The sequence below is a fragment of the Pseudomonas sp. GW531-T4 genome, from assembly GCF_017349615.1.
Lineage (GTDB): Bacteria > Pseudomonadota > Gammaproteobacteria > Pseudomonadales > Pseudomonadaceae > Aquipseudomonas > Aquipseudomonas chlororaphis_I.
In genome coordinates, this window is sequence record NZ_JACMZT010000007.1 from 187,586 (window position 1) to 201,081 (window position 13,496).

General features: G+C 62.6%; 13 protein-coding genes. 7 read left to right on the forward strand and 6 right to left on the reverse strand.

Annotation, left to right across the window (positions count from 1 at the left end; genetic code table 11):
• Window positions 1-224 precede the first annotated feature (224 nt).
• The 4 genes from J4D28_RS08050 (at window position 225) to J4D28_RS08065 (ending at window position 5,026) form a co-directional block, all read left to right on the forward strand.
• Window positions 225-515: a hypothetical protein gene (locus tag J4D28_RS08050; RefSeq protein ID WP_009046216.1), complete on the forward strand. Its 291-nt coding sequence runs from the start codon at window positions 225-227 to the stop codon at window positions 513-515.
• Window positions 516-819: 304 nt separating this feature from the next.
• Window positions 820-1,509 carry an aquaporin Z gene (aqpZ, locus tag J4D28_RS08055; RefSeq protein ID WP_007921032.1) on the forward strand — a complete coding sequence of 230 codons (690 nt, stop codon included), beginning with the start codon at window positions 820-822 and terminating at the stop codon, window positions 1,507-1,509.
• 199 nt (window positions 1,510-1,708) lie between these two features.
• On the forward strand, window positions 1,709-2,695 hold the full coding sequence (locus tag J4D28_RS08060; protein ID WP_028683592.1) for a FecR domain-containing protein: 987 nt from the start codon (window positions 1,709-1,711) through the stop codon (window positions 2,693-2,695).
• Between the two features lie 12 nt (window positions 2,696-2,707).
• Entirely contained in the window at window positions 2,708-5,026 is a 2,319-nt protein-coding gene (locus tag J4D28_RS08065; RefSeq protein WP_036985504.1) for a CHASE2 domain-containing protein, read from the forward strand.
• A gap of 171 nt (window positions 5,027-5,197) precedes the next feature.
• Here the strand turns inward: J4D28_RS08065 and J4D28_RS08070 are convergent, their stop codons facing one another.
• The 4 genes from J4D28_RS08070 to glyQ all read right to left on the reverse strand — a co-directional run bounded on the left by J4D28_RS08070 (window position 5,198) and on the right by glyQ (window position 9,599).
• Window positions 5,198-5,968 (reverse strand): 1-acyl-sn-glycerol-3-phosphate acyltransferase, encoded by a 771-nt coding sequence (locus J4D28_RS08070; RefSeq protein ID WP_009046219.1) that lies wholly within the window; start codon window positions 5,966-5,968, stop codon window positions 5,198-5,200.
• A gap of 85 nt (window positions 5,969-6,053) precedes the next feature.
• Entirely contained in the window at window positions 6,054-6,587 is a 534-nt protein-coding gene (gmhB, locus tag J4D28_RS08075) for a D-glycero-beta-D-manno-heptose 1,7-bisphosphate 7-phosphatase (protein ID WP_063433543.1), read from the reverse strand.
• A 7-nt stretch (window positions 6,588-6,594) separates the two neighbouring features.
• Complete coding sequence (glyS, locus tag J4D28_RS08080; RefSeq protein ID WP_007921024.1) at window positions 6,595-8,649, reverse strand: glycine--tRNA ligase subunit beta; 2,055 nt, start codon at window positions 8,647-8,649, stop codon at window positions 6,595-6,597.
• Window positions 8,646-9,599 carry a glycine--tRNA ligase subunit alpha gene (glyQ, locus tag J4D28_RS08085; RefSeq protein WP_003177094.1) on the reverse strand — a complete coding sequence of 318 codons (954 nt, stop codon included), beginning with the start codon at window positions 9,597-9,599 and terminating at the stop codon, window positions 8,646-8,648. Before glyQ ends, glyS begins: the two co-directional genes overlap by 4 nt.
• Before the next feature lie 81 nt (window positions 9,600-9,680).
• Between glyQ and J4D28_RS08090 the strand changes: the two genes are divergently transcribed.
• From J4D28_RS08090 to J4D28_RS08100, 3 genes are all read left to right on the forward strand, one after another.
• Entirely contained in the window at window positions 9,681-10,244 is a 564-nt protein-coding gene (locus J4D28_RS08090) for a DNA-3-methyladenine glycosylase I (RefSeq protein ID WP_009046221.1), read from the forward strand.
• A gap of 44 nt (window positions 10,245-10,288) precedes the next feature.
• Complete coding sequence (locus J4D28_RS08095) at window positions 10,289-11,176, forward strand: lysophospholipid acyltransferase (RefSeq protein ID WP_023967681.1); 888 nt, start codon at window positions 10,289-10,291, stop codon at window positions 11,174-11,176.
• A 70-nt stretch (window positions 11,177-11,246) separates the two neighbouring features.
• A complete protein-coding gene (locus tag J4D28_RS08100; protein WP_103330786.1) occupies window positions 11,247-11,486 on the forward strand; it encodes a pilus assembly protein PilZ in 240 nt (79 codons plus the stop codon).
• A 165-nt stretch (window positions 11,487-11,651) separates the two neighbouring features.
• Here J4D28_RS08100 and J4D28_RS08105 read toward each other — a convergent pair whose 3' ends face one another.
• On the reverse strand, window positions 11,652-11,969 hold the full coding sequence (locus J4D28_RS08105; RefSeq protein WP_009046223.1) for a tetratricopeptide repeat protein: 318 nt from the start codon (window positions 11,967-11,969) through the stop codon (window positions 11,652-11,654).
• Window positions 11,970-12,107: 138 nt separating this feature from the next.
• Window positions 12,108-13,481: a Trk system potassium transporter TrkA gene (trkA, locus tag J4D28_RS08110; RefSeq protein ID WP_007932603.1), complete on the reverse strand. Its 1,374-nt coding sequence runs from the start codon at window positions 13,479-13,481 to the stop codon at window positions 12,108-12,110.
• Between the last annotated feature and the right edge of the window lie 15 nt (window positions 13,482-13,496).

The window sequence follows — 13,496 nt, forward strand, 5'->3', positions numbered from 1 at the left end:
AGTTCCTTTTATCGCGAGAGAATGCTGATGGCTTTATTTGAGGCCTTTCCTGGCGCTGAGTTTAGGCTGATCAGACGAATCTGAACAATTGTGGCGAATTGCTCTGGTTCACACCTTTGCTCGGTACGCTGATGTCATATAGCCGGTAGCCGACAGGAGCACTGTCCATCCGGCCTGCATTCGTTGCAGAACGATACCGGCTCGAACGTGCAAGGAAAAGAACTATGGGGAACATCCTGGGGAAGGGGCGGTTGCTCTACGCAGGCATTGCGCAGGCAGCGGACCTGGCTCGATTTACCACTCTGATGCTCGCGGCTTGCCTGAGCCTGGGGTCGACCGCGGAGCAGCCTGCGCTGCCGTCTTCGGACTATGCCTTGCCGGTGCAGCGTTATTTCAGCCCGTCCGTAACCACTATCGGGTTCAGCGACTCCCAGGGCTTCGCCCCGATCGGCGCGCCACAGACACAGACGGCGCAGCCTATGGTCTATCAGGAGCAGCAGCGTTGGGTGTTCTAGATCAGACAATTCTGAACAAATATTGCAAACCGGCCCGGCCTCCACGGCATGCCGGTAAATTCGTAGTCGCTGAGTGGCACACAGGGGCAATCGGAAGTGCTCCGACACAGGGAGTGTCAACCGCCGGATTGGCGGACGTCAGGCCGGGGCTTGTCTTCGGTTTGCAGTACAGGGGAATATAGGGAGTGCCTCCTCAGGACGTAATGCTCCGACACAGGGATGTGTCATCCCTCCTCTCCCGCGCGGCCCCACGGCGCCGCCAGCCAACAAACAATTCCTCATTTTTTATCTGTGAAGGCCTCTGATGAAGACATTCGGCGCTGAGTTTTTCGGTACGTTCTGGTTGGTCCTGGGCGGGTGCGGGAGCGCCGTGCTGGCGGCTGGCGTTCCGCAATTCGGGATCGGTTATCTGGGGGTAGCCCTGGCCTTTGGCCTGAGCGTCCTGACCATGGCTTACGCATTGGGTCCGATTTCCGGAGCTCACCTCAACCCCGCGGTCTCGGTTGGCCTGTGGTTGAGCGGGCGCTTCCCGGGTAGCCGACTGCTGCCTTACATCGTCGCCCAGGTGCTCGGTGGGCTCGCCGCAGGTGGCGTACTGTTCCTGATCGCCTCCGGCAAGGTCGGGTTCGACGCTTCGGCGGGCTTCGCAGCCAACGGTTACGGTGAACACTCCCCTGGCGGCTACTCGATGTTCGCTGCGCTGTTGACCGAAGTCGTGCTCACCGCGATGTTCCTCCTGATCATCCTGGGCGCCACCGCCAAGCGCGCGCCAGCCGGTTTTGCCCCGATTGCCATTGGCCTGACGCTGACCCTGATCCACCTGATCAGCATTCCGGTCACCAATACCTCGGTCAACCCTGCTCGCAGCACCGCGGTCGCCTTCTTCGCCGGCGAGTGGGCAGTCTCGCAGCTGTGGCTGTTCTGGGTAGCACCGCTGTTGGGCGCAGGGCTGGGAGCCCTGGCCTATCGGTTGATCTCCATCGAGCGGGACTGACCTGAGCGGGTCGGATGCGCTGATTCGCATCCGGCCGGCATGGAGCCAAACAGCGCAGCCGCTCTTTAGCGGTTGTGCTGTTTGTCCCGTAATGGAATGACCCTGGCCGGCCTTGGTTCAAGAGGTATGGTCAGAACGCTAACAATGCAGTTCTAATGGCACGGACTTCAGAAGAGCGCGACTACGGACCCATGAACCCATGACCTCCTTGCACATCCGCCACCGGGCCATGCTCGTTTCATTTCTGCTCGGCAGCACACTGGCCTTTTCCATGCCGCAGGCTGCCGTCGCCGCACCCAAGCGCCCTCCCTATATCGATGAAAACCAGCAATGCCGTGGCCAGCCGCTGCCGGCGACGGTCGAGCATCTCACGGGCGAAGCCTGGAAGCTGGATGCCAAGGGCAACCAGGTACCCCTGGAAGAAGGCATGAGCGTCGATGAACTCGAAGGGGTAAAGACCTCGCCTTCGGCATTCGTCAGCCTGTCCCTGGGCGATGGCTCGCTGGTGGTGCTGCCCTCCAGTTCCCAGATCACCCTGCACCTGAACGAAGAACATGCGATCCCCCAGGTCGCGCTCGAGCAGGGGCAGATCGAATCCTATGTCATCAAGCGCCCGAGCGATTACGACCGTTTCCAGATCGTCACGCCGATCGGCGTGCTGGGTGTACGCGGTACGCACTTCCGGGTGCGTAACGACGATCAGCAGTCGCTGGTGGAAGTGCTCAACGGCCAGGTAGCGGTCAACCGCGAAGACGACGAAGCGCCGAAACAGACCAAGGGCAAGAAACGCCCTGTGGATAAACCGGTCGGGCCGGTTCCCGGTGAAGTGCAGGTCATGGCTCGCCAAGGTTTGCGTATCCAGAAAGAAGGCCCGTTGAAGCCAGTCGATCTGTTACCTGCGCCGCAGCTGATGGGCCAGGCGGGCCAGACGGGCGATCTGCCGGTCTGGCAGCTGATCATGAAGCCCTTGCCGGGCGCCAAGCGTTACCGGGCCCAGGTGGCGACCGACAAAAGCTTCCTCAATATCAAGCAGGAACAGTTCTCCAGCACGCCGGAAGTCAACTTCAGCGGCCTGGAAGCCTTTTTTTATCATGTCCGCCTTTCTGCTTTCGATGAGCACGGACTCGAAGGAGAGACGGGGGTCTATGACATCTTCTATTACCCCAGGACCACGCGTGTTCAGTAAGTGCGCGGCGGTTTGTCGGTGAGGCGCTGGCGCCGACCCGAGGGCCGGGAGCCGACGCAAGCCCAGCGACTGTTTGGCGGTCTGGTGCGGGAATGGGCATGGGTCAGCCTGATCCTGCTGCCCTTGACCGCCCTGTTGTCGCTGAGCCACGGACTGGCGCTGAATAACCTGCTGTATGACAACCTGCGACGGCTCAGCCCGTTGCCGGTCGATTCACGCCTTCTGATGATCACCATCGACGACTACAGCCTGCAGCAGCTGGGCCAGTGGCCCTGGCCGCGCACCCTGCACGCCGACCTGCTGGATCGGCTGACGGCGGCCAAGGTCCAGGGCGTGCTGTTCGACGTGATCTTCAGCGAACCCGACAGCGTCCCCGAGAACGATCAGCACTTGGCCCAGGCGATCTGCCGCGAAGGCCAGGTATTCCTGCCCCTGCTGCGCGAGAGCGTGGCCCGCTATGGCCAGCCGCTGGGTGAGATCGAACCTGTGGCCCCGTTGAGTCAGTGCGCCAAGGCGGTCGGCCATATCAATGCCGAGGCCGATACCGACGGCACGGTCCGCAGCGTCTATCTGCGCGAAGGCCCACCGCAGGCGCCGAAGGCACAATTGGCCTGGCTGCTTTATCAACAGGCGCACCCGGTGGGCACTGCCCTGTCGATGCCTGGCTCGGACACCGCGCAGATCACCCAGGGCTGGCTGCGCAGCAACGAAATACGCATCCCCTTCATCAGCACCCAGGCCGGGTTCCCCAGTGTTCCCTATGTCAGCGTATTGCGCGGTGAAGTCCCACCGGAGTTGTTGCGTGACAAGCTGATCCTGATCGGCACCACCGCTCCCGGCCTGGGCGACCGTTACGTCACCCCGCAGTCGGCCAGCGTCGGCACCACCCCAGGCATCGAGATCCAGGCCAACCTGCTCAATGGCTTGTTGCAGCAGCGCACCATCGTTGCCCTGGGGCAATGGCCGGCCGCGGCGCTGTCGGTGCTGCTGGTGGCGGCCCTGCTGGGATTGCTGCTGGTACGGCCGCGGCATGCGTTGTGGTTGACCCTGGCCTGCATGGCGGCGGCCCTACTCGGTTCGGCCGGGCTGCTGCGCCTGGGACTGTGGTGGCCGCCGGTGGCCAGTCTGCTGGGGATGCTGCTGGCTTACCTGATCTGGAACTGGCGTCGCCTGAGCGTGATCCTGGCCTACTTTGGCTGGGAGCTGGCGCGCCTGGACAGCGAACCCAAGGTACTGCCCGAACGCCGGCGCACCCAGACCCCCGCCGGGGATGTGCTGCAGGGGCAGATCGTGGCCCTGGAGCAGGCCTTGAGCCGCACCCGCGACACCCGCCGGTTCATTGCCGACGGCCTGGAATACCTGCCGGTGGCCACCCTGATCAGCGATCCGGACGGCCGCGTGTTGCTGGCCAACCGCAACGCCCGTGAAGTGTTTGGCAACGCGCTGATCGGCGAGGACCTGGTCCACCAGTTGGCCGGCCTGGGTTATCCCGGTTTGCAGGACGGGCAACGCCCTGCCCTGTCGCAACTGCAGCCATTGGAATTTCGGGATATCGAACAGCGCAGCCTGCGCGTGGACCTGGCGCCCTTGCTGCCGATCGACAGCGATACGCCGATCGGCTGGCTGCTGAGCCTCACCGACCTGAGCCTCGAGCGGGATGCCGAGCAGCAGCGGGCCACCCTGTTGCGCTTCCTGTCCCATGACCTGCGCGCGCCCCATTCGGCGATCCTGGCCTTGCTCGATGTGCAGCGGCACCAGGGCTCGGGCGATACACGGATCTACAGCCAGATCGAACTGCAGGTGCGTCGCGCCCTGGGGCTCACCGAAGCCTTTGTGCAACTGGCGAAGGCCGAGTCCGAGGCCTATCAGTTCCAGCCGAGCATGTTCGCCATGCTGGTGCTGGATGCATTCGACCAGGCCATGACCATCGCCCAGCTGAAAAACATCCAGCTGGTGCATGATCTCGACGACGACGCCGAAGGCATGGTGCTGGCCGATCAATCCCTGCTGACCCGGGCCTTGTTCAATCTGCTGGAAAACGCCATTAAGTACAGCCCGTCGGGCTCGACCGTCCGGGTGCAAGTCGCTTGCACAGAAGGCTGGCTGACCTGCGATATCACCGACCAGGGCAAAGGCATTGCGGCCGATGAGCTGCCGCAGCTGTTCGTGCAGTACCAGCGCTTCGCCTCGGCCCAGGGCAGCGAAGGCCTGGGGCTGGGGTTGTCGATGGTCAAGGCGGTGGTCGACCGGCATGAAGGGCGGATTGTCTGCCGTAGCGTGGTCGGCCAGGGGACAACCTTCAGCCTGCAATTACCCCTGCTCACGGACTGAATATCGACAGGCGAAAAAAACCGGCCCCAAGGCCGGTTTTTTTCGTATCCAGAAAACTTATGCACGTTTTCCGGAGTTTTATGGGTTTATGAAATATGTATATAAATCATATGCTTACGAATTTTATATAGCGATTATCCATAAAACGGTACACAGGTTATCCACAGAAACTCAGATGGCCATCTTGTCCGGCGCCGCGGCTACCGGAGGCAGCGAACCCATGTCCCGCTGCGCCTGCTCATTCCAGGCTGCGACCCGGTCGTTGAGCTCGGCGATGGCCCGTGGTCCGGAGCCTTCGGCGTACATCGGCGCACCGATCACCACGGTGATGGTGCCGGGGTGCCTGACCCAGCCGGTCTTCGGCCAGTATTTGCCGGCATTGTGCGCGATCGGCAGCACCGGCAAGTCGGCGTTGACCGCCAGGGCGCTGCCGCTGCGGGAGAACTTGCCCATCTGGCCGTAAGGCACCCGTGTGCCTTCCGGGAAGATCAGTACCCAGACATTGTCCTTGAGCAGCTCGTCGCCCTTGCTGGCGACCTGCTTGAGCGCGGCCTTGGGGTTGTCGCGATCGATGGCGATCGGACGCAGCATGGCCATGGCCCAGCCGAAGAACGGCACGTACAGCAGTTCACGCTTGAGCACCTGGCTCAGCGGTTCGAAATAGGCCGAGAGAAAGAACGTCTCCCAGGTGCTCTGGTGGTTCGAGACAATCACGCAAGGACGTTCGGGGACGTTTTCCGCGCCCTTCACTTCCACGTTGATCTTGAGAAACACCTTGGTCAGCCACAACGCGCAGCGGCACCAATAGACGTTGATAAAGCGATAGCGCGCCTTGAACGGCAGGAAGGGCGCGATAAAAAAGCTCAGGGAGCACCACAGCAACGAACTGGTGCCCAGCAGCAGGTAAAAGAAGAAGGTTCTGATTGCCTGCAGGATCGACATAGCGGCGTTTACCGTTGCGGGCATTGCCCGCCTCTAAAAAAGCGCACTCCCGAACAGTCCTTGGCCAGGATGTCAGAAGAACTCTCTAATTGTGGATAAGTTCAGCGGCAACTGCCGCCAGGTCGTCAAAAATCAAGGTGCCTACCGGTAGGGGTTTCCCCAGGGTCTTTTCGCCTTTCCCGGTCTTTACCAAAACTGGCTGAGAGTCGACGGCTTTTGCGGCTTCCAGGTCACCGAGACTGTCGCCCACAAACCATAGACCAGCCAGATCCACTTCGTAGTGCCGGGCAATGGTCTGCAACATGCCGGGCTTGGGTTTGCGGCAGGCGCAACCTTCGTCCGGGCCATGGGGGCAGTACACGATGAGGCCGAGTTCGCCGCCCTGCTCGGCCACCAGGGCGCGCAGGCGCTCGTGCATGGCGTCGAGGGTGGCGACATCGTAGTAACCGCGAGCGATGCCCGACTGGTTGGTAGCGACCGCTACCGTCCAGCCGGCCTTGCTCAACTGCGCGATGGCTTCGACCGAGCCGGGGAGCGGAATCCACTCCTCCACCGATTTGATGTAAGCGTCGGAGTCGTGATTGATCACTCCGTCCCGATCGAGAATCAGCAGTTTCACGTACGCCTTACCCCAGCAACGAGATGTCGGCGACACCGAGGAACAGACCCCGCAGACGTGCCAGCAGCGCGTAGCGGTTGGCCCGCACGTTGGCGTCTTCGGCGTTGACCATCACCTTCTCGAAGAAGGCGTCGACCGGCTCGCGCAGGGCGGCCAGGCGGGCCAGGGTCTCGCTGTACTGACGCGCCGCGGCCATTGGCTGCACGGCCTGGTCCGCTTGCTGGATCGCCGAGTACAGGGAGAACTCGTTGGCGTTGTCGAAGTACTTGGCTTCCACGGTGGTCGGCACGCTGCCTTCGACCTTGCTCAGCAGGTTCGAAACGCGCTTGTTCACCGCGGCCAACGCAGCGGCTTCCGGCAGCTTGCGGAAGGCCTGCACGGCCTGCACGCGCTGGTCGAAGTCCAGGGCCGAACCCGGCTTCAGGGCACGGACCGACAGGTAGGTGGCGACATCCACGCCTTCGTCTTCGTAACGGGCACGCAGACGGTCGAAGATGAACTCCAGGACCTGATCGGCCAGGCCGGCGCTCTTGACCTTGCTGCCGAACGCGCTGACGGCGAACGCCACTGCTTCGGTCAGGTCCAGGTCGAGCTTCTTGTCGATCAGGATGCGCAGCACGCCCAGCGCGGCACGACGCAGCGCGTACGGGTCCTTGCTGCCGGTTGGCAGCATGCCGATGCCGAAGATGCCGACCAGGGTGTCGAGCTTGTCGGCGATGGCCACGGCGGCACCGGTGACGGTGCTTGGCAGCTCGGCGCCGGCGCCACGCGGCATGTACTGCTCGTTCAGCGCCAGGGCGACATCTTCCGGCTCGCCGTCATTGAGGGCGTAGTAGTAACCGGCGATGCCTTGCATTTCCGGGAACTCGCCGACCATTTCGGTGGCCAGGTCGCACTTCGACAGCAGGCCCGCACGCGCAGCGCGCTGGGCGTCGCCGCCGATGCGCGGGGCGATGAACGCGGCCAGTTTCGAGACGCGCTCGGCCTTGTCGTAGACACTGCCCAGCTTCTCCTGGAACACCACGTTCTGCAGGCGCTGGTTGAAGTCTTCGAGCTTCTGTTTCTTATCCTGCTTGAAGAAGAACTCGGCGTCGGTCAGGCGTGGGCGAACGACTTTCTCGTTGCCCTCGATGATCTGGCGCGGGTCCTTGCTTTCGATGTTGGCCACGGTGATGAAGCGCGGCAGCAGCTTGCCGTCGACGTCCAGCAGGCAGAAGTACTTCTGGTTGTCCTGCATGGTGGTGATCAGGGCTTCCTGCGGCACTTCGAGGAAACGTTCCTCGAACGAGCACACCAGCGGCACCGGCCATTCCACCAGGGCGGTCACTTCGTCCAGCAGATCGGCTGGAACGATGGCAGTACCTTCCTGCAGGCGCGCCAGTTCTTCGGTGCGCTTGCTGATCAGCTCGCGACGCTCGTTGGCGTCGGCCAGCACATAGGCGGCACGCAGGTCGTCCAGATAGTTGGCCGGCGAGGTGATGCGCACGCTTTGCGGGTGATGGAAGCGGTGACCGCGGGAGTCGCGACCGGCTTTCTGGGCGAGGATGGTGCAGTCGATGACCTGGTCACCGAGCAGCATCACCAGCCATTGGGTCGGACGCACGAACTCTTCCTTGCGCGCAGCCCAACGCATGCGTTTTGGAATCGGCAGGTCGTTCAGCGAGTCTTCGACGATGGTCGGCAGCAGGCTGGCGGTCGGCTTGCCCTTGATGCTCTGGCTGTAGCGCAGCTTCGGCCCGCTCTGGTCGATTTCGCTCAGGTCCACGCCACATTTCTTGGCGAAGCCCAGGGCAGCCTGGGTCGGGTTGCCTTCGGCGTCGAAGGCGGCCTGGCGCGGCGGGCCGTCGAGGTTGATGCTGCGATCCGGCTGCTGGGTGGCCAGGCCGCTGATCAGCACTGCCAGGCGGCGTGGTGCGGCGTAGACGTGCTTGGTCTCGAAGTTCAGGCCGGCGGCCTGCAGGCCTTTTTCGATACCGCCCAGGAAGGCTTCGGCCAGGGTGTTCAGTGCTTTGGGTGGCAGTTCTTCAGTGCCCAGTTCAACCAGAAAATCTTGCGCACTCATTGTGCCGCCTCCAACTTAGCCAACACTTCATCACGCAGGTCCGGGGTTGCCATCGGGAAGCCCAGCTTGGCGCGGGCCAGCAGGTAGGCTTGCGCAACGGAACGCGCCAGGGTGCGCACACGCAGGATGTACTGCTGACGCGCGGTCACGGAAATCGCGCGACGGGCATCCAGCAGGTTGAAGGTGTGCGAGGCCTTGAGGACCATTTCATAGCTCGGCAGCGGCAGCGGCTGGTCCAGCTCGATCAGGCGCTTGGCTTCGCTTTCGTAGAAATCGAACAGTTCGAACAGCTTCTCGACGTTGGCGTGTTCGAAGTTGTAGGTCGACTGCTCCACTTCGTTCTGGTGGAACACGTCGCCGTAGGTCACCTTGCCGAACGGGCCGTCGGCCCAGACCAGGTCATAGACCGAATCCACGCCCTGCAGGTACATGGCCAGGCGTTCCAGGCCGTAGGTGATCTCGCCGGTCACCGGGTAGCACTCGATGCCACCGGCTTGCTGGAAGTAGGTGAACTGGGTCACTTCCATGCCGTTGAGCCAGACTTCCCAGCCCAGGCCCCAGGCACCGAGGGTCGGCGATTCCCAGTTGTCTTCGACGAAACGGATGTCGTGCACCAGCGGGTCGAGGCCGACGTGCTTGAGCGAGCCCAGGTACAGCTCCTGGAAGTTCTCTGGGTTCGGCTTCAAGACCACCTGGAACTGGTAGTAGTGCTGCAGACGGTTCGGGTTTTCGCCGTAGCGGCCGTCAGTCGGGCGACGACTGGGCTGCACATAAGCGGCGTTCCAGGTTTCCGGGCCGATGGCGCGCAGGAACGTGGCGGTATGGAAAGTGCCGGCGCCTACTTCCATATCGTAGGGCTGAAGTACCACACAACCTTGCTCGGCCCAGTATTGCTGGAGGGCGAGGATCAAGTCTTGGAAGGTACGCACGGCTGGCGTAGGCTGGCTCACGAAATTCACCTGTTACTTGGGCTGCGATTTAAAGAGCGGGAGTATACCCGATTCAGTTGTGCGCACGCCCACTGGAGCCTTATGCCACGCTGCTTTTGGTGCAACGAAGATCCCCTGTACATGGCGTACCACGATCAGGAGTGGGGCGTGCCGCTACGCGATGCGCAGCGTTTGTTCGAGTTGTTATTGCTCGAAGGGTTCCAGGCCGGCCTGTCCTGGATCACCGTCCTGAAGAAGCGCGAGCGCTATCGCCAGGTGCTGTTCGGCTTCGATGTGCAGCGCGTGGCACAGATGAGCGATGCACAAATCGACGAGTTGATGCTCGATCCCGGGATCATCCGCAACCGCCTGAAACTCGCTGCCGCCCGGCGCAACGCCCAGGCCTGGATGGCGCTGGAGGACCCGGTGGCATTCCTCTGGTCGTTCGTCGGCGGGGTGCCCAGGGTCAATCATTTCAAGGACCGCAGCGAGGTTCCAGCGGTGACTCCAGAGGCCGAGGCGATGAGCAAGGGTCTGAAAAAGGCCGGCTTCACCTTTGTCGGGCCGACCATCTGTTATGCGCTGATGCAGGCTTCGGGCATGGTGATGGATCACACCCGCGACTGCGATCGCTACGCCATCCTGGCAAACGGGCGGTTAGAATAACCGGCTTGCGACAAGGTTCATGACCCGGATATCAGGAGTCACCTGTGGATAAGTTTAAAGGCGCCCTGCTGGTGGGCGCTCTGCGATTGTTTGCCCTGCTGCCCTGGCGCGCGGTGCAGGCGGTCGGTTCGGCCATCGGCTGGATCATGTGGAAGACCCCCAACCGTTCCCGCGATGTGGTGCGGATCAACCTGGCCAAGTGCTTTCCGCAGATGGACGCCGCCGAGCGCGAGCGTTTAGTGGGACAGAGCCTGAAAGACATCGGCAAATCCCTGACCGAAAGCGCCTGCGCCTGGATCTGGCCGGCCGAGCGCTCGATCGCCCTGGTGCGTGAAGTCGAGGGCCTCGAGGTGCTGCAAGAGGCGCTGGCGTCGGGCAAGGGTGTGGTCGGCATCACCAGCCACCTGGGCAACTGGGAAGTGCTCAACCACTTCTATTGCAGCCAGTGCAAACCGATCATTTTCTACCGCCCGCCGAAGCTCAAGGCGGTGGACGACCTGCTGCAGAAACAGCGGGTACAACTGGGCAACCGCGTGGCGCCGTCCACCAAGGAAGGCATCCTCAGCGTCATCAAGGAAGTGCGCAAAGGTGGTGCGGTGGGCATTCCCGCCGACCCGGAACCGGCCGAATCCGCCGGGATCTTCGTGCCCTTCTTCGCCACCAAGGCGCTGACCAGCAAGTTCGTGCCGAACATGCTGGCCGGCGGCAAGGCGGTCGGGGTGTTCCTGCATGCGCTGCGCCTGCCCGACGGTTCCGGCTACAAGGTGATCCTCGAAGCCGCGCCGGATGCGATGTACAGCACCGATACCGAAACCTCCTGCGCGGCGATGAGCCAGGTGGTCGAGCGCTATGTGCGGGCTTATCCGAGCCAGTACATGTGGAGCATGAAGCGTTTCAAGAAACGTCCGGCCGGCGAAGAACGCTGGTACTGACCGCCTGGCACGATCTGTGGATAACCTTTCGCCCAAGGTTATCCACAAAGGTTGAAGCAGAGCACAGCATATGCCCGATTCGCGCAAATCCCTGAGGATCAAGATCCAGCACGAAAGCTTCGGCGAATGCCTGGGCCAGACGCTCAACCTGTCTGCCAGCGGGGTCTACGTCAAGCACCCGGCATTGGCGGCGCTACCCAAGGGCGCGGTGGTCTACGGCCAGGTGCAAGGCCTGCCGATGAACGCTCCGCGGGTGAAAATGGAAGTGGTGCTGGTGGACGCCGAGGGCATCGGCCTGCGTTATCTCTGAAGCGTTCGGACATCGCCTGTAGCCGCTGCCGAGCTTGCGAGGCTGCGTACGAGGACGCAGTCCTCGCTAAACCTGCGCAGCAGGAGTGTCTGGCAGATCGCGGCGTCTGGTTCTACGACCGCTTCGCGGTCGATCGCAGCCTCGCTCACTCGGCAGCGGCTACAGTCAGCCTTTGGTCTGGCGCTCGAGTTTCTTGAGGAACACCGTCATTTCCTTTTCCGCCTGCTTGTCGCCATGACCGCGGGCCGCTTCCAGGCCCTGCTCCCAGGCCTGGCGCGCCGCCGGATAATCCTCCAGCCCCTGGTAGGCCTTGCCCAGCAGCTTCCACGCCGCCGAATACTTGGGGTCGAAACCGACGCAGCGTTGCAGGTGCTCGGCGGCCTTGGCGTATTCGTGCAGATCCAGATAACCCTTGCCCAGGCCGAAGCGCAGCAGCGAGTTATCCATACCCTTGGCGAGCATTTTTTCCAGGGATTCGAGCATGGGAGGGCTCCTTCGACGGTTAGGTGGCGTATTCGAGACAGCTATCGCGAGCAAGCTCGCTCCTACAGGGATGTACGCCTTCCATTGTAGGAGCGAGCTTGCTCGCGATTGACCGGTCCTGACAGCGCAGGTCCCGGATCAGAAGAAGCTCAACCCCACATGGAACAGCTTCTCCACATCGCGGATATGTTTTTTATCCACAAGGAACAGAATCACATGGTCGCCGGCCTCGATCACCGTGTCGTCGTGGGCGATCAGCACTTCCTCGTCGCGGATGATCGCACCGATGGTGGTGCCTGGCGGCAGTGCGATGTCCTCGATGGCGCGGCCGATCACCTTGCTCGATTTGGCATCGCCATGGGCAATCGCCTCGATGGCTTCCGCCGCGCCACGGCGCAGCGAGTGCACGCTGACGATGTCGCCACGGCGCACGTGGGCCAGCAGGGTGCCGATGGTGGCCAGCTGCGGGCTGATGGCGATGTCGATATCGCCGCCCTGGATCAGGTCGACATAGGCCGGGTTGTTGATGATGGTCATCACCTTCTTGGCCCCCAGGCGCTTGGCCAGGAGCGAGGACATGATGTTGGCCTCGTCGTCGTTGGTCAGGGCCAGGAAGATATCGGCGTCGGCGATATTCTCTTCCATCAGCAGGTCGCGGTCCGAGGCGCTGCCTTGCAGGACCACGGTGCTGTCGAGGTTGTCCGAGAGGTAGCGGCAACGCGCCGGGTTCATCTCGATGATCTTCACCTGGTAACGGCTCTCGATGGCTTCGGCCAGGCGTTCGCCGATCTGCCCGCCGCCGGCGATGACAATGCGCTTGTAGGATTCGTCGAGGCGGCGCATCTCGCTCATCACCGCGCGGATGTTGGCCTTGGCGGCGATGAAGAACACTTCGTCGTCGGCTTCGATCACCGTATCGCCCTGGGGCAGGATCGGCCGGTCACGGCGGAAGATCGCCGCGACGCGGGTGTCGACGTTGGGCATGTGCTCGCGCAGCTGACGCAGTTGCTGCCCCACCAACGGCCCGCCGTAATAGGCCCTGACCGCCACCAGCTGGGCCTTGCCTTCGGCGAAGTCGATCACCTGCAGGGCGCCGGGGTGTTCGATCAGGCGCTTGATGTAGTTGGTCACCACCTGTTCCGGGCTGATCAGCACGTCGACCGGAATCGCCTCGTTGTCGAACAGGCCGGCGCGAGTCAGGTAGGCCGCCTCGCGGACCCGGGCGATCTTGGTCGGGGTGTGGAACAGGGTATGGGCGACCTGGCAGGCGACCATGTTGGTTTCGTCGCTGTTGGTCACCGCGACCAGCATGTCGGCATCGTCGGCGCCGGCCTGGCGCAGCACCGTCGGGAACGAACCGCGGCCCTGTACGGTGCGGATGTCCAGGCGGTCGCCGAGATCGCGCAGGCGTTCGCCATCGGTGTCGACCACTGTAATGTCGTTGGCTTCGCTGGCCAGATGCTCTGCCAGCGTGCCGCCCACCTGCCCTGCTCCGAGGATGATGATCTTCATCCAGTCACTCCCTTA